At 30.9% G+C, this 16769-nt stretch carries 13 protein-coding genes; 9 read left to right on the forward strand and 4 right to left on the reverse strand.

All coding sequences use genetic code 11. From position 1 onward, the window contains the following. Positions 1-15: 15 nt before the first annotated feature. Positions 16-897 (reverse strand): AraC family transcriptional regulator, encoded by an 882-nt coding sequence (locus HYG85_RS14040; RefSeq protein WP_212690196.1) that lies wholly within the window; start codon positions 895-897, stop codon positions 16-18. A 300-nt stretch (positions 898-1197) separates the two neighbouring features. On the opposite strand from HYG85_RS14040, the gene HYG85_RS14045 reads away from it, so the two are divergent. The 3 genes from HYG85_RS14045 (at position 1198) to HYG85_RS14055 (ending at position 5215) form a co-directional block, all read left to right on the forward strand. Then, positions 1198-2658 carry a tetratricopeptide repeat protein gene (locus tag HYG85_RS14045; RefSeq protein ID WP_212690197.1) on the forward strand — a complete coding sequence of 487 codons (1461 nt, stop codon included), beginning with the start codon at positions 1198-1200 and terminating at the stop codon, positions 2656-2658. Positions 2659-2752: 94 nt separating this feature from the next. Continuing rightward, complete coding sequence (locus HYG85_RS14050; protein WP_113674171.1) at positions 2753-3439, forward strand: response regulator transcription factor; 687 nt, start codon at positions 2753-2755, stop codon at positions 3437-3439. Next, the gene (locus HYG85_RS14055) at positions 3440-5215 is read left to right on the forward strand and encodes a sensor histidine kinase (protein ID WP_212690198.1); all 1776 of its coding nucleotides are present in this window, start codon (positions 3440-3442) and stop codon (positions 5213-5215) included. Between the two features lie 75 nt (positions 5216-5290). On the opposite strand, the gene HYG85_RS14060 is transcribed toward HYG85_RS14055, so the two are convergent. Continuing rightward, positions 5291-6886, reverse strand: a complete 1596-nt coding sequence (locus HYG85_RS14060; RefSeq protein WP_212690199.1) for a peptide chain release factor 3 — start codon at positions 6884-6886, stop codon at positions 5291-5293. Positions 6887-7153: 267 nt separating this feature from the next. Here HYG85_RS14060 and HYG85_RS14065 point away from each other — a divergent pair, with 267 nt between their 5' ends. Together HYG85_RS14065 and HYG85_RS14070 are read left to right on the forward strand one after the other, a co-directional pair. After that, the gene (locus HYG85_RS14065) at positions 7154-7507 is read left to right on the forward strand and encodes an ArsR/SmtB family transcription factor (protein ID WP_202975242.1); all 354 of its coding nucleotides are present in this window, start codon (positions 7154-7156) and stop codon (positions 7505-7507) included. A 53-nt stretch (positions 7508-7560) separates the two neighbouring features. Then, positions 7561-9558, forward strand: coding sequence for a heavy metal translocating P-type ATPase (locus tag HYG85_RS14070; protein WP_212690200.1), 1998 nt, complete (start codon positions 7561-7563; stop codon positions 9556-9558). 11 nt (positions 9559-9569) lie between these two features. On the opposite strand, the gene HYG85_RS14075 is transcribed toward HYG85_RS14070, so the two are convergent. Both HYG85_RS14075 and HYG85_RS14080 read right to left on the reverse strand, forming a co-directional pair. After that, positions 9570-10541 carry a YbgA family protein gene (locus tag HYG85_RS14075; RefSeq protein WP_212690201.1) on the reverse strand — a complete coding sequence of 324 codons (972 nt, stop codon included), beginning with the start codon at positions 10539-10541 and terminating at the stop codon, positions 9570-9572. A 186-nt stretch (positions 10542-10727) separates the two neighbouring features. Then, positions 10728-11900: an AraC family transcriptional regulator gene (locus HYG85_RS14080; RefSeq protein WP_212690202.1), complete on the reverse strand. Its 1173-nt coding sequence runs from the start codon at positions 11898-11900 to the stop codon at positions 10728-10730. Between the two features lie 215 nt (positions 11901-12115). Here HYG85_RS14080 and HYG85_RS14085 point away from each other — a divergent pair, with 215 nt between their 5' ends. The 4 genes from HYG85_RS14085 to galE are packed head-to-tail and all read left to right on the forward strand — an operon-like array spanning position 12116 to position 16513. Beyond that, entirely contained in the window at positions 12116-13198 is a 1083-nt protein-coding gene (locus HYG85_RS14085) for a GHMP family kinase ATP-binding protein (protein WP_212690203.1), read from the forward strand. 38 nt (positions 13199-13236) lie between these two features. Further along, positions 13237-13974, forward strand: coding sequence for a sugar phosphate nucleotidyltransferase (locus tag HYG85_RS14090; protein WP_193774616.1), 738 nt, complete (start codon positions 13237-13239; stop codon positions 13972-13974). Positions 13975-14033: 59 nt separating this feature from the next. Continuing rightward, positions 14034-15440, forward strand: coding sequence for a phosphoglucomutase/phosphomannomutase family protein (locus tag HYG85_RS14095; protein ID WP_212690204.1), 1407 nt, complete (start codon positions 14034-14036; stop codon positions 15438-15440). A 56-nt stretch (positions 15441-15496) separates the two neighbouring features. Continuing rightward, entirely contained in the window at positions 15497-16513 is a 1017-nt protein-coding gene (gene galE, locus HYG85_RS14100; protein WP_212690205.1) for a UDP-glucose 4-epimerase GalE, read from the forward strand. Positions 16514-16769: the final 256 nt, after the last annotated feature.

Consider the following 16769-nt stretch of genomic DNA (forward strand, 5'->3'; position numbering starts at 1 on the left):
TTATATAAATACAAACTATTTTTGGTTAAAATATTGTTTTTTATACTCGCTAGGAGTTAGATGTTTTATTTTCTTGAACATCTTATTGAAGCTGGCTGTACTATTGAATCCACACATTCCACAGATTTCAATAATATTTTTATCAGTTTTTTCCAATAACTCCATTGCTTTTGATATTCGAATTCGTGATATATATTCTGATGGAGCAAGACCATTGAATTTCTTAAAAAAAGTTGAGAAATAACTTGTATTCATATGGACAATTGCTGCCAAGTCTTCTAACTTTATTTTTTTATCAAAGTTTTCATGGATATAATCTGTAACTTTGTTTATTGATTGTACTTCTTTCTTGAATTGATAATGATCTTTATCGTCATATACATAATTATAATGCCTAAGCAGTAAAACCAATATATTCATCAATTTGACTTTAGCCATCAACTCATACTCAAGAGGCTTATTATTGAATTCGTCTTCTATTTCATAAAATAAGGATATTATTTTTTCTGTCGCCTCATTATGCCTATCTAACCTATGACAAAAATTCTTACTTCTATTAAAGAAAATCTTTAAATATCTATAATCAAAGTTATTATTATCGGACCAGATGAATCTAGGTTCAAAATGGATTACGATATTTTTAAGGGTTTCATCTTTATCCATTACCAAAGCATGTTTATCTGTATTACTTATAATGAAAACATCGTTCTTTTTCATATCATAGATTTTATCACCAATATAATATTTACCTGTTCCATAACCTACAATAGATAATTCCAATTTGCTGTGAACGTCAATTACATCTTCTAATCTCCGTTCTCCTTCTATGGTATGAGATGAAAAATCTAATGTATATTTTCCGTTTATTCTAGTATTATTACTTTCATAAATTATCATATATACACCTTCTTATTGTTAATAATTCATTATCTATTGTTGATAACTTTTTAGAATTCAACTTTGACTGTTGATAATTATATTTATTGTTGTTAATTTATTATGATTATTTATTTGCTACTTTACTTTATATCATATAAGGATATTTTACAATATTTTTTTTATAAAACTTTATATATTTTGGATTAATTAAAAAACACATGATTCTCAAATGCATTTCACACGTTTTTCACATGGGGATACTATACTTTACTCATGAAACAAAAAACAAAAATAAATAAATTACATGGAGGAATTAGTATGGATATTAAAAAAGGATTATTAGCAGGTTTAATGGTAACAACTATTAGTATGACAGCACTAACAAGCGTTTATGCAAAAGCCCCTGTACAAGATAAGGGTGAGCCAAAAATAGCTATATGCACTACAGATGAATGTACTATTGATAGCAATTTTGATTTTAATTTTAAGGAGTTTAGTAAACAGTTTAAAGAGAATGTATCACAAGAAGATTATAAAAAAGCAGAGAATCTATTTAATAAAGCTATTAAGTTAGAAGATGATGCATCTGAATATTGGGATGAACTATATAAACTTGATTTATTTGATACATCTGTATTGTTAGGTAATGTAGAGCCAATGCCTTTTGAAGAATTTTCTAAAATGTTCAAGAAAGATATAACAACAGAAACTAAAAATAAGGCTAAAGAAATATATAATAAAATAATTAAGCTTGAAAAAGAAGGAAAATTTGATGAAACAATGGAATTATGGAAAGAACTAGATTCTTTGGAGTTATATGATGAAACAAATAATATCGTTATGGGTACATCAACAATGGAAAATATGTCATTTGAAGAATTTGCAAAGAGCTTCAAAAAAGATGTAAAAGAAGAAGATAAAAAGAAAGCAAAAGAATTATATGAAAAAGCAGTACAACTTGATAAAGATAAAAAATATGACGAGGCAGTAAAAGTATGGGATCAATTATTTGAAATGAAACTTTTTGATGAAATGGGAGAAATTAAGAATATAGAAATTGGAGAAGATGCTACAAAAGTAATTAGTTTTGATAATATAGGTGAAGCAGATATCGTTGGAATTAAAGGAAATGTTAAAGTTGAAAATATGGATAAAGATATAATATTAAGTGGTATAGAATCATTATCTATTGATGAGCTATCTGAAATGCCTGGTGATATTATTATAGAAATAAACAATACTTCATTTGAAGAATTCTCAAAGAACTTCAAGAAAGATGTAAAGGAAGAAGATAAGAAGAAAGCTAAAGAATTATATGAAAAAGCAGTACAACTTGATAAAGATAAAAAATATGACGAAGCAGTGAAAGTATGGAGTCAGTTATTTGAAATGAACCTTTTTGATGAAACGGGAGCAATTAAACATATAGAAACTGAAGATAATGTTACAGGTAAGATTACAGGCAGTGGTGCAAGCATAGTTAATTTTAATGGAGATATTAGTAATGATGGAGTAGTTATGCTTGATGGTGATATAATTACGGGTTCAGAAGCAATAATAGATAGTATTAAGCCAATTACATTTGAAGAATTCTCAAAAGGATTCAAAAAAGATTTGAAACCAGAAGTTATAGAAAAAGCAAAAGAGCTTTTTGAAAAAGCTACTGCAAAAGAAAAAGAAGCCAGAAAAGTATGGGATGAAATTTACAAAATGGATATTTTTGAAGTAAGTACTAAAGAGTTAAGTACTATGGAATCAAGTACTGAAAAAGAAATCTAAAGTCTAATTATCTAGATATAACCACCTATTATATTTATATGAAAAATGGTATACTTATCATAAGTATACCATTTGCTGATATAAGGAGTTTGCTATGAATAAGAATATTTTAGTAGTTGAAGATGAACAAAGAATGCGTGAAATAATATGTGATTATCTGGAAATGGACGGTTTTACAGTTTTTCAAGCAGATAATGGAATAGAAGCAATGAATGTGTTTGAAAATAATAATATTGATTTAGTATTACTTGATATTATGATGCCTGGACTTGATGGCTGGTCAGTGTGTAGAAGAATAAGAAAAAAATCCAATGTACTCATTATCATATTAAGTGCTCGTAGTGATGAAGATGACAAATTATTAGGATTTGAATTGGGAGCTGATGAATATGTTACAAAACCTTTCAGCCCAAAAGTATTAGTAGCAAGAGTTAAGACATTGCTTAGTAGGTTTAATGAAACTAATGGTGAGCAGATAAAAAACAATATGATTTCTAAAAAAGAGATACTTATAGATAAAGATGCTTATTCTATAAAAGTAGAAGGTGAGGAAATCATATTTACAAGAAAAGAATATGACCTATTAGTTTTTTTGATTGAAAATGAAGGCATAGTTATGAGTAGGGACAAAATAATTAATAATATCTGGGGATATGATTATTATGGTGATGGACGAGTTGTGGATACAAACATCAAAACCATAAGGAAAAAACTTGGAGAAGCTTCAAAATATATAAATACAGTTGTTGGAGTGGGCTATAAATTTGAGGTGGTTCAATAAATGAAGAAAATTAAAAAGACCAAGTCTATTGTTTTTAAAATGTTCATTATAACATTTGTTTCTGTAATGAGTCTAATTACAGTAATTTTTCTTGTGCAAAGTTTGTTTATTAATAAATACTACAGTACCAAAAAAATAGATAATATTATAAAAAATATAAATAGCTTTAGCAAACAGTATAAAAAAGAAAAATGGAGTTTTGATGAACTAGCAAGGCAGATTAATAAGTTTGAAGGTAATAATAATGCTACTTTAACAGTTAATGGATTGAGCTATAGTGATATGCAGATTGAAGAGTACATTCTGACATTACAAATAGCTAATAGTAATTATTATGATATTTATATTTCCAAAGAAGATTTATTAAAAGCTTTTGATGGAGAGATGCCTACCCAGTATCAAAAATTTTACTTGGAGGCAGTAATTTCTGGTACAGAAATATTGACTCCTATTAAAATAAATGATTATCAGCTGTATGATATATCAGCTGAAGAAGGTTATATTTTATTAAAAGGAAATGCTACTCTTATAAATATAAGTAATGTGATGGATAATATAACAATAGCTGCTGCTACTGCTGCTACTGGCTCAGATATACAGGTTGCAGACGGTGTAAATGTCATTGGTTTTGCAAATACTGAAGATTTGACTCTACAGTATAATAAAAAAGATGATGTGTACTACCTAATCAATGAGATGCCATTTATTAATGTAAAACAAGTTAATTTTGTTAAAACAATAGATATGGATAACGGAAAAGAAACATCTATTAATGCTACTGCCTCATTACAACCAGTTGGTGAGGTCATGAGTATATTAAGTGACTACTATATCATATTCTATATATTAGCTATTGTCATATCTTTGGTTATTGCTTGGATATATTCAAAATCAATTTCCAACCCCTTATTAAAATTAACAAAAGTAGCAGATAAAATGGCTGGAATGGATTTTTCAGTAAAATCTACTCATAGCAGCGACGATGAACTAGGGGTTTTATCCAATAGCCTGAATATATTATCAACCAATCTTGATGAAGCTCTAACTGATGTGAAAGAAGCCAATAAGCAACTGGTAATTGACATGGAAAAAGAAAAACAACAAGAAAAAGTCAGAAGGGAATTCGTTGCAAACATATCTCATGAACTAAAAACACCCCTTGGCATAATAAAGGGCTTTGCTGAAGGAATAAAAGATGGCATCAAAAAGGAAAAAACAGACTATTATCTAGAAGTTATCTTGGATGAGATAGAAAAAATGAATACCCTTATACTTGATATGCTAGAACTATCAAAATTTGAAACAGGTAAGATTGAAGATAAAGAGGAATTTGACATTATAAAATTAATCAATAAAGCAGTTACTCTCTTAGAAATACCAATAAGGGATAAACAACTGAAAATAGATATTAAAGGTGACTTTACAAATGTATATGGTGTCAAATTTCAGATAGACCAAGTAATAATGAATCTGATTTCTAACGCTGTAAAATATTGCACCAATAATACTACCATAATCATCACAGGCGAAATCATTAATCACACTAATTATATATATATCTATAATGAAGGTAACAGTCTTACCAAAGAAGAACTGGAAAGCATTTGGCTCAGATTCTATAAAATAGATAAATCCCATAACAGACAAAGCGGAGGAACAGGACTAGGACTAGCAATCGTCAAAGCCATACTAGATGGCCACGGAAGCGACTACGGCGTTATCAACAAACAAAAAGGAGTAGAATTCTACTTCAACATAAAAACGTCAGCCTTTTAAACACGGACGTTTAATTGGCTGACGAATATTCCCCTATACTCTCTCTGCGACCGCTATCCACCACTATTAAAAAACTCAAGAATGCTCTTTTAACTCAATACCTTCATTTCTTTCCAATATATGTCTAATAGACCATTCATTCTGAAATAATAATACTGGCTGCTCATTCTTATTTACCACCAACATGGAATCCATTGTCAAAGATAAATCAGAATAATCAATACCTTCATTAGCAATCCAACGTATATGCCTATAAGGTAACAACTGCTTAGAAACTTCCACGCCATACTCATTCTTCAATCTATACTCCAATACTTCAAATTGAAGCACACCAACTACACCGATAATAAGCTCTTCCATCCCAATATTAGGACGCTTATATACTTGAATAGCCCCCTCTTCTGACAATTGAGTAATACCTTTCAAGAATTGTTTTCTCTTAAGTGAATTAGTTGTTGAAATTCTAGCAAAATGTTCTGGAGCAAATTGAGGTATATCTGCATATTCCAATTTTGAGCCATCTTCACACAATGTATCCCCAATGTTAAAGATACCTGGATCATGGATACCTATTATATCACCGGGATAAGCAGAATCAACTATAACTCTATCCGTAGCAACAAACTGCTGTGGCTGGGCGAGTTTGACTTTTTTACCTTTCTGTACATGATTAACCATCATTCCTTTATCAAATTTACCAGAACAGATACGTAGAAAAGCAATTCTATCCCTATGAGCAGGATTCATATTAGCTTGAATCTTAAATATAAAGCCAGAAAAATTAGTTGATTCAGGGTTAATGTCACCTAGATTACTAGCACGTGCCTTTGGAGGAGTAGTAATATCCAAAAAGGATTTCAAAAAGGGTTCTACACCAAAGTTGGTAAGAGCACTACCAAAAAATACAGGTGTCAGATTACCATTCAAGACCTCTTCAAGACTAAAATTATCTCCTGCGATATCCAGTAATTCAATATCACTTTTTAATTGTTCATGTAAGGTTTCACCTAATAGTCCAGTGAATTTTTCATCTGTTAAATCACCAGTTATTGTTTCTGCAATAGATTGTCCATGATTACCATCATTGAAAACTTCAATTTGATTTTCATGTCTATTATATACACCTTTGAAGTTTTTACCAGAGCCAATAGGCCAGTTGACTGGACATGACCTGATACCTAATACATTTTCAATATCTTCCATTAAATCAAAAGGATCTTTACCCATTCTATCCATTTTATTTATAAAAGTAAAAATAGGGATTCCTCTCATCTTACAAACTTGAAAAAGTTTTTTTGTCTGATCCTCAACACCCTTGGAACAGTCAATTACCATAACTGCACTATCTGCCGCCATTAAAGTTCTATAAGTATCTTCACTGAAATCTTGATGCCCAGGAGTATCAAGTATATTAATACAAAAGTCATCATATTCAAATTGAAGTACACTGGATGTAACGGAGATACCTCTTTGTTTTTCTATTTCCATCCAATCTGAAACAGCATATTTGGCAGAACGTCTTGATTTTACTGAACCAGCAGAACGTATTGCTCCACCATATAATAAGAATTTCTCTGTCAATGTTGTTTTACCAGCATCTGGATGTGATATTATTGCAAAAGTTCTTCTACGTTTAACTTCTTTAATAAAACTTAACTTATCCTCTACCATCATAATCTTCCTTTATTATAATATTTAGCCTAACCTTTTCGTACGAGTCACTTTTCTTATAAAAAAAGTGTAGCATTATTGATGTTATACTTTTATTGACTAACTGTCAATTATTATTTAAAAAAATTATCATAAAGTATATTTTTATTAAAAAAACAAGAAATTATTATGGATTATGTTGCAAAAATTAAAAAAAGTGATATAATATTAATAAATAAACATATGAACAATTATTCATATATTAATATATAGAGGAGATGAATTATAATGCGTAAAGAAGAAGAGAAGAAAGAATGCTGTAAGGACGATAAATTCATAACTAAGGTTCAATCAATTATGGCAGATGAAGAAACAATATTCTTGCTATCCGATTTTTTCAAGAATTTTGGTGACAGTACCAGAGTAAGAATAATGGGAGCGCTATTCAATGGTGAAATGTGTGTAGGAACCATTGCCGATGTACTTAACATGACTCAATCAGCAGTATCACATCAATTACGAGTATTAAAAGCAAGTAGATTAGTTAAAGCAAGAAAAGAAGGAAAATTAGTCTATTATTCTCTTAATGATGACCATATTAAAATGATATACAAAATGGGGATTGAACACATATTAGAATAATTGCACAGCCTCTTTTGTTCTGGAATAATAGTTTTAGGAAGGGTGGTATTAGTATGGCTGAAAGAATAACTGACAACATTGGTAATTGTTGTTGTGGAAGCAAAAGCTGTTCAAATAGTGATCATAATTACGATGAACATCATCATGACCATGATCACAATCATGATGCACATGGACATAACCATGAACATCATCATCATGAAAAATTCACAAAAAGAGATGTTATAGAATTTATCATAGGTTTTGGATTATTTGCATTAGCATTATTGTTGAATGTAAAAACAGAGGTAAAGATTGGATTATATGTAGTAGCATATGTTGTAGTAGGAAGAGAAATTGTAATTAGTGCAATAAAGGGTCTATTTACTGGTAGATTATTAGACGAAAACTTCTTGATGACAATTGCTTCTATATCTGCATTTGCCATAGGGGAATATCCAGAAGCTACAGCAGTTATGCTGTTCTATAGAGTAGGTGAATTATTTGAAGGATTAGCTGTTAACAGGTCTAAGAATTCAATAGAAGAATTATTGAATATCAAACCAGATGTAGCTAATCTAAAAGTAGGAGATAAATATAAGATTGTTGATCCTGAAAAAGTCAAAGTTGGTGACACTATAATGGTGAAACCAGGAGAAAAAATACCTCTTGATGGCTATGTAATAGAAGGAACTTCTTCTATTGATACATCAGTTATTACTGGAGAGTCATTACCTAGAGAGGCAGAAGAAGGTACGGAAGTTTATAGTGGCTCTATTAATAAATCTGGGGTTATCTTAGTTGAAGTAACAAAAGAATTCAGTGAATCAACAGTTGCTAAGATACTAAAACTTGTTAAAGATGCCAATTCACAAAAAGCTCATACTGAAAAATTTATAACAAAATTTGCTAGATATTATACACCTATAGTTGTTGGAATAGCAGTTCTATTAGCTTTTATTCCTGCACTGTTTTTTGGAGGAGATTTTGGTTCATGGATATATAGAGCTGCAATATTTCTAGTAGTTTCTTGTCCTTGTGCCCTTGTAATATCTATACCATTAGGTTATTTTGGTGGAATAGGTGGTGCTTCTAGTAAAGGTATATTAGTAAAAGGTGGCAACTATCTTGAAGAACTTAGAAATATCAAAAGCATTATTTTTGATAAAACAGGAACACTTACAAAAGGTGTTTTCAAAGTAACACAAGTAATCAGTTTTAATCAAGGAGTTAATAAAGAGAAAGTTGTTGAGATAGCAGCACATGTTGAACACTATTCAAATCATCCTATAGCAGTATCTATTATCAATGAATATAATAAAAACATTGATGAAAAACGTGTAAAAGACATTACAGAAGTCGCAGGTAAAGGTGTAAAAGCTTTATTTGATGGTAAAATGGTTGCAGTTGGTAATAGAAAGTTAATGGAACAAGAAAATGTTTCTATAGGTGATATAGATACAATAGTAGGAACAAAAGTATATGTAGCTATGGATAATAAACTTATGGGTATAATCGTTATAGCTGATGAATTGAAAAGTGATACAATTAATGCTATAAAAGAGCTTAAAAATTATGGAGTAGAAGACATTGTAATGTTAACAGGTGACCACAAAGATGTGGCAGAAGATATTGCAAAGAGAGTTGGTATAACTAGATATTATAGTGATCTGTTACCAGATGAAAAAGTTGATAAGCTTGAAGAAATAATGAACGGTGTTGGTAAAAATGATACTGTAGTATTTGTAGGTGATGGAATCAACGACGCTCCGGTTCTAGCAAGGGCAGATGTAGGAATTGCAATGGGCGGAGTCGGCTCTGATGCAGCAATAGAAGCAGCTGATGTGGTTCTTATGTCAGATGAACTATCAAGTATTCCTACAGCTATGAGAGTATCAAAAAATACTAATAAAATAGTTTGGGAGAATATAGTATTTTCTCTAGGCGTTAAAATAATTATAATGATATTGGCGACTCTTAATCTAGCTAATATGTGGATGGCAATATTTGCTGATGTAGGAGTCGCAGTAATCGCAATATTGAATTCTATAAGAGCTTTAAGAGTTAAATAAAGCTTATAAGTTTATTTGATTCCTTTCCCTGAATCATTAACATCCATTAGTTCTTTGGGGAAGGGGTCAAAGAAACTTTGATTCATTAGATACTCTATATCAAATCTTATCACATACCCTTTAATTACATTTAATGGTGCGCTAAAGGGTACTTTATGATTCTTATATTCTTCTATAAGGTTATATATGAAATTAAGTTCTTCTGAACTTATATTTTTTTTGAAATAATCAACGCATTTTAATAAAACGGCTATATTAGAAGTATATCTAGGTGCTATACGGAATATTTTTGCAAGATATTTCTCATATACAATTACTAAATCATCAAAGGAGATACTATCTGATTGATTAATGATTTTATTTAATTCTTTTAGCCTCAATTGATTATAAGCCATCATTAGAAGGTTATTACAAGAATGAAATTCTTTTAGATCATCAATTGATTCGAGGAGTTTTACTTTCTTGAATTTAGCCATTACATATAGTTTTGTAAGAAAATGTTCTCTGATTTTGAAATTTCTAAGACGACCATCATCTTCTATGGCAAGATGATTATAGGTCTCTGTAATCTTCCCACCAACCATTCCTTTACCTTTCCTACTGGTTGCTCCTTTTTTGTCACTTTGATATATCTTAACTTCTTTTATGCCACAAGAGGGAGATCTGGTTTTCAAAATGAATCCATCTACATCTTTTAATTTTATCATCAATGAATCAGTGTACTCTAACATATTATCTGTCAAGTCTATTTGAGTAGCCGGTTGTATCAGGTGTATTTTGTTACCCACTTCTACAAGACGAATGGGTTTTCTTGGAGTTGACATACCTATTTCTACTTCTGGACAAAAAGGTAAGTATTCCACAAAAGAATTAAGACGATTAATGAATTCATTATTATCACCGTCACCATTATAGCGACATTTTGCAAAGTTAATACATTTGCTTATTCCTATTACTGGAGTAATTTCATAGTTATCTATCATATCTATACCTCTTCAATTTATTTTATTATACGTTGATTTAATATTTGTTAAGAGCATTTAGCTCAACTTATAGAATCAAGGGAATTTTATTGAACTAATTAAAATGGTATATAGATGTTCAAGTTCAATATAGTATAGATAATATTTTGTGTGAAGAGTATTAAATATATTCTAGTAATTTTGATTTTAGTTTTTCAATGATTTGCTATATACTATTGGGCTTATACCGTAACGTTTTTTGAACTGTTTGGAAAAATAATGTATCGAGTTGAAACCAAGAATCTCAGCAATCTGAGTCAAGCTAAGATCTGTGGACTTGATATACACCTTACTTGTGTCCAAACGATAATTATTGATGTAATCAATAATTGTTACACCCATAACATCCTTGAAAATACGAGACAAATAAGAAGAACTAATGGATACCTTATCAGCTAATTCATCCACCGTAATCTTTTGGCTGATATGAGAATAGATGTATTCAAGGGATGTATTAACAAAAGCATTATTGGTATTGACCTGCATAGAAGTATGAAGCTGCTTTATTGAATTTTTTTTGGAGATAATACGTATCAGCTTAACTATAAACTCTTTTAAATAACATATAATCAGGTCTGGACTATACACACCGTTATAATTTTTTTCATCCAATATTTTTTCTAATATTGATTTTAACTCATGGTCACAAATGAAAATCTTATCTTTTAGAATATCCTCTTCTTCAAAATCCATCTTGAAACTAATAGTAAGAAAGGAAACAGGCACAGAACTATTGTTTTTTTGGGTATGATATTGATTTGGTGCATAGAAAATAAAATCACCTTGTTTCAAAATGAATTCCCTTCCATCAATTAATGTAGATAATTCACCTTGATCCACATAGGTAATTTCCCAAAAATCATGTTTTTCACCTTTGTATGAAAAAAACTTATCAAATTCTTGATAATATAAGGTATATATTTTAGCAATATTAAGTTTGCTTTTTATACCACGAGAAAAATCAATGCGGGTGTTGCTTCTTTGTATAGAAGTTGTTTTATTGTTGAACTTAATTTTAATGGTACAGGAATTATCAAGAGGAACCACTTTATAAAAAACGTTAGGGTTCAATATAACACATTTGTCAAGAAAAAAAGACCTTGAGTCATTACCAGGGGTATAGGTATATAAAACAGCAGTTCCTTCTTCAATATTGATAACGGTTTTATTGGTAGTATCAATAAAGTAGGAATTAAGATCAAAAGTGGTAATTATCTTTGTTGTTTCATTTTTCACATCATCCAATTGAATATCGTCATAGGGAATGGAACTTATAGTTCCGTAATTGGCGAAGGATAATTTTGTAATATTTTTTATCAAGGATAGACCTCCAAACATCTAAAAATGAAATAGGTATAATTTTACAAGCATTCTTTGGGGAGAGATTAAATAGCCATTTTAAGACTATTATAACCTATAGTATAGAATTATACAAACATAATTCAGGATTTTGCAAATACATTTATTTTAATGTGGATTACAATACAAGTATAAACAGTTTATAATTTGCAAATCAATAAAAAGGAGAGTATGTAATGAAAATATCCGTATCAACACCTAGTCGTATATGTCTATTCGGAGAACACCAAGACTATCTTAACTTAGAGGTAATCGCATCTGCTATTAATCTAAGATTCAGGGCTGAGGGAACAAAAAGAGATGATCGTATTATTCATGTTCGCCTAAAAGGAGAAGGAATCAGCAGAGAAGAAGTAATTAATCTAGATGAAGAAATTGTTTACGAAAATAACAGGGACTACATAAAGAGTGCTATCAATGTACTTCGCAGAAATGGTTATGAAATTGAATCAGGATTTGACATTTACATGGATTCTGACATTCCAATCGGAAAAGGAATGTGTTCATCTACAACAATGGTAGTAGTATTTATCAAAGTTCTACTAGAGTTGATTAATCATGAAGATAAGGATAATCCAGAAAAAATTGCTCTATTAGGATTTGAAGCGGAAGTTACAGAATTCAATGAACCTGGTGGTCTTATGGACCAGTATTCATCAGCTTATGGAGGTCTTCTTCACTTAACTTTTGATAAGGATAAAACAGTGGTTGAACCTCTTAATACAGAGATTCCTGGCTGCTTTATACTTTTTGATTCTCTAGAAGACAAGCAGACCACTAAGGTATTGGCTAGTGCTAAGTATCCAGTTCTTGAAGCACTGGATGAACTAAAACAATATGGTATTGGCAGTATCAGAGATTTTGTTGATGATGAAAAAAATCTTGCGTACCTAGAAAAGTTATCACCAGCAAAATTAGTTAAGGTTAAGGCAAATATTGATAATTATAAGACTTTGAAAGAAGCCGAAGAGATGTTTGGAACAGGAGTTGATTCAGTAAAACTAGGTGAACTTCTTAAAAGACATCACGGCAATCTTAGGGACGGACTTGAAATATCAACACCTAAGATTGAAGAAATCCTTGAAACAGCTTATGAAAACGGAGCACTTGGAGGTAAAATCAATGGTTCAGGCGGAGGTGGCTGTTGTTATGTATACGCTTATGAAAAAGATGCACAGAAGATATTGGATGAAGTCTGTGCCAAAGGATATTGGGGTGTAATCCTCAAGCAGGATTCAGGTGTAAGAGTAGATAGTTGACCAATAATGACATAATACAAACGAAGGGATGGATTAATATGAAAGCAATCGTATTAGGAGCAGGAAAAGGTACAAGGTTACAATCAGAAAAATATAATATGCCAAAAGTTCTCAGAAAAGCTCATGGCAAGCCATTAATTGAGTATGTTCTAGATGCTTTATCTTTTATAGAGGAAGAAGATACAACAATAGTTGTAGGTTATAAAAAAGAAATGGTTTATGAAGAGATTAAAGGGGATTATAAATTTGTAAGTCAAGATGAACAGCTTGGAACAGGTCACGCTGTTTTAGTTACAGAAGATACTTTCAAAGATTACGATGGACCTATTTTAGTTGCATATGGTGATATGCCTCTATACAAGAAAAGCACTTATGAAAAAATGTTTGAGATACATGAAAAAGAGAATGCAACTTGTACTGTTTTGACAGCTGTCATTGATGACCCACCAGCTTATGGAAGAATTATTAGAGATGAAAATGGTCAGATGGAAGGCGTTGTGGAAGCAAAAGATTGTACTAAGGAACAGTTAGCTATAAAAGAACTAAATGTTGGAGTATATGTTTTTGATAGTAAATTTTTATTTGAAAACCTTAAATTATTGAAGAACGATAATATCCAAAAAGAGTATTACTTGACTGATATACCTAAGATGGTTATGGAAAAAGGTGAGAAACTAGTAACTCATACTATCTATAATACTAATGAAGTTTATGGAGTAAACACAGTAGAAGAGTTAGAGTTCTGTGAGAAAGTTTTACAAGAAGAAGCTAATTAATATACAGTTTGGTACTGACGTTTAATGTTGACTAATTGACAAGGGAAGGAATGAGCTATATGATTAAATTTGGTACAGGTGGTTGGAGAGCTATAATTGGTGAAGATTTCACTAAGAGTAATTTACAACTTTTATCACAAGGTTTAGCTAATAGAATGATACAAGAGAATGCTGATGAATTTGTTATTGGCTATGATAGAAGATTCTTATCTGAGAAAAGTGCACAGTGGATGGCAGAAGTTATGGCAGGAAATGGAATCAAAGTGTATTTTATTAATAAGATTGCTCCTACACCAATGATTATGTTCAGTGTAAAAGAAATGAAGTTGAAATACGGAGCTGCAATCACTGCAAGCCATAACCCAGCTGATTATAATGGAATCAAGATCTTCACTGAAGGTGGACGTGATGCTTCAGCTGAAGTTACCAATGAAATTGAAGTAGAAATTAGAAAAATCGAAGTTGAAGATATAAAAGTAATGAATTTTGATAAAGCTGTTAATGAAGAAAAAGTTGTTATATACAATCCTTTCAATGATTATATTGATACAATAATCAATATGACTGATTTAAAAGCCATAAAAGATAAACAGTTGAAAATATTGCTTGACCCAATGTACGGTGTATCCAAGACCTCTCTACAAACAATACTTATGACTGCTAGATGTGAAGTTGAACTGATTCATGATAGACATGATACACTTTTTGGTGGTAGATTACCATCTCCTAGTGCTGAAACCTTAGGAAGACTAAAAAACAATGTTGTGGAAAAAGGTTTTGATCTAGGAATCGGTACAGATGGTGATGCTGACCGTTTAGGAATTATTGATGAAAAAGGTAATTTCATTCATCCTAATGAAATTATGGCACTTCTTTACTACTACTTACTAAAATATAAAAAATGGACTGGTCCAGTTGTAAGAAACTTAGCTACTACACATCTGCTTGATAAGATTGCAGAAGGTTTTGGAGAAGAATGCTATGAAGTTCCAGTTGGTTTCAAACATATTAGTTCCAAGATGGAAGAAACTAATGCACTTATTGGTGGAGAGAGCAGCGGTGGATTAACTATCAGAGGTCATATTAAGGGAAAAGATGGTGTTTTTGCAGCTTCCCTACTAGTGGAAATGATAAGTGTTACTAATAAGCATCTTTCAAAACTTCTTGATGAGATTCATGAGCAATTTGGTAAATTCGAAATGGCTGAGCATGGATTCGGATTCGATGTTGAAGAAAAAGAAAGATTATTAAAGATTCTATATACAGATAAAAAAATTCCAGAATTCAGCTTTGAAGTTGAAAGAGTAAGTTACATGGATGGAGTTAAAGTGTTCTTCAAAAATGGTGGTTGGATTATTGCTAGATTCTCAGGAACAGAGCCACTACTTCGTGTATTTGCTGAAATGGATTGTATGGATAAAGCAGAAATCGTGTGTAAGGAAATGAAAGAGTTCTTAGGAATATAGGTTTGAAGATTATATGTTATAATAGGAACAATGTTACTAGAATGGAGGGAAATTAGATGAATATATTAGTTACTGGTGGAGCTGGATATATTGGCAGTCATACAGTAGTTCAGTTGTTAGAAGAGGGATATGGAGTAATAATTGTTGATAACTTTTCTAATAGTAAGCCTGAGTCATTGAAAAGAATTAAAGAGATTACAGGAAAAGATTTTAAATTCTATGAAGTGGATTTATTAGATAGAGAAGCTCTTGATAAAGTTTTTGTGGATAATGAGATTGATGCAGTAATTCATTTTGCTGGTCTTAAGGCAGTTGGAGAATCTGTTTCAATTCCAATGAAATATTATCATAATAATATTACTGGTACACTTGTGTTATGTGAACTAATGAAGAAACATAATGTTAAGAACATGGTATTCAGTTCTTCTGCTACTGTATACGGTATGAATAATGTATCTCCTTTAACAGAGGATTTACCTCTTAGTACTACGAATCCTTATGGAAGTACTAAGCTTATGATTGAACAGATTCTAAGAGATATCTATGTATCAGATAATACATGGAGTATCGCTTTACTTAGATATTTCAATCCTATTGGAGCACATATAAGTGGCAGGATTGGGGAAGACCCTAATGGTATCCCTAATAATCTTATGCCATATATCACTCAGGTTGCAATTGGCAAGCGTGAGGAGTTAAGTGTATTCGGTAATGATTATGATACACATGATGGTACTGGTGTGAGAGACTATATTCATGTAGTCGATTTGGCAAGTGGACATCTAAAAGCAGTTAATAAGGTTATGGGTATGAAAGGTATAGAAGCCTATAATCTAGGTACTGGTACAGGTTACAGTGTTCTTGATGTAATTAACAATTTTGAAAAGGCAACTGATGTGAAGGTTCCATATAAGATTATTGAGAGAAGACCTGGAGATATAGGCACATGTTATGCTGATGCTTCAAAGGCTTATAAAGAGCTAGGTTGGAAAGCAGAAAAGAATCTTGAGGATATGTGCAGGGATTCTTGGTGTTGGCAGAGTAATAATCCTAATGGGTATGAAAATAAGTAAATAAGTATTATACATTTGAAGTTATTTATAGATAGTACATTCAGATATAAAATCGTAATATTTTGCATAGTTATGTGCAAGATATTATGATTTTTTTATATTAATCATTAGTATATCTAAGGCACTAGGTTATAAGTAGGATAATAGATAAAGCTTATATATCTTGTAAATTGCTTAGCATAAAATGACTAAATGTGCTATAATTATAGGTTATTAAATAGCTTATATAAAAATAAGTCATCAGATATAATACGTG

This window comes from Vallitalea guaymasensis, from assembly GCF_018141425.1.
Taxonomy (GTDB): domain Bacteria; phylum Bacillota; class Clostridia; order Lachnospirales; family Vallitaleaceae; genus Vallitalea; species Vallitalea guaymasensis.

What these genes read in the sequence shown, in the direction of transcription:
- HYG85_RS14040 (WP_212690196.1), bottom strand. Translation starts at nt 897, where the DNA reads ATGATAATTTATGAAAGTAATAATACTAGAATAAACGGAAAATATACA.
- HYG85_RS14045 (WP_212690197.1), top strand. Translation starts at nt 1,198, where the DNA reads ATGGATATTAAAAAAGGATTATTAGCAGGTTTAATGGTAACAACTATT.
- HYG85_RS14050 (WP_113674171.1), top strand. Translation starts at nt 2,753, where the DNA reads ATGAATAAGAATATTTTAGTAGTTGAAGATGAACAAAGAATGCGTGAA.
- HYG85_RS14055 (WP_212690198.1), top strand. Translation starts at nt 3,440, where the DNA reads ATGAAGAAAATTAAAAAGACCAAGTCTATTGTTTTTAAAATGTTCATT.
- HYG85_RS14060 (WP_212690199.1), bottom strand. Translation starts at nt 6,886, where the DNA reads ATGGTAGAGGATAAGTTAAGTTTTATTAAAGAAGTTAAACGTAGAAGA.
- HYG85_RS14065 (WP_202975242.1), top strand. Translation starts at nt 7,154, where the DNA reads ATGCGTAAAGAAGAAGAGAAGAAAGAATGCTGTAAGGACGATAAATTC.
- HYG85_RS14070 (WP_212690200.1), top strand. Translation starts at nt 7,561, where the DNA reads ATGGCTGAAAGAATAACTGACAACATTGGTAATTGTTGTTGTGGAAGC.
- HYG85_RS14075 (WP_212690201.1), bottom strand. Translation starts at nt 10,541, where the DNA reads ATGATAGATAACTATGAAATTACTCCAGTAATAGGAATAAGCAAATGT.
- HYG85_RS14085 (WP_212690203.1), top strand. Translation starts at nt 12,116, where the DNA reads ATGAAAATATCCGTATCAACACCTAGTCGTATATGTCTATTCGGAGAA.
- HYG85_RS14090 (WP_193774616.1), top strand. Translation starts at nt 13,237, where the DNA reads ATGAAAGCAATCGTATTAGGAGCAGGAAAAGGTACAAGGTTACAATCA.
- HYG85_RS14095 (WP_212690204.1), top strand. Translation starts at nt 14,034, where the DNA reads ATGATTAAATTTGGTACAGGTGGTTGGAGAGCTATAATTGGTGAAGAT.
- galE (WP_212690205.1), top strand. Translation starts at nt 15,497, where the DNA reads ATGAATATATTAGTTACTGGTGGAGCTGGATATATTGGCAGTCATACA.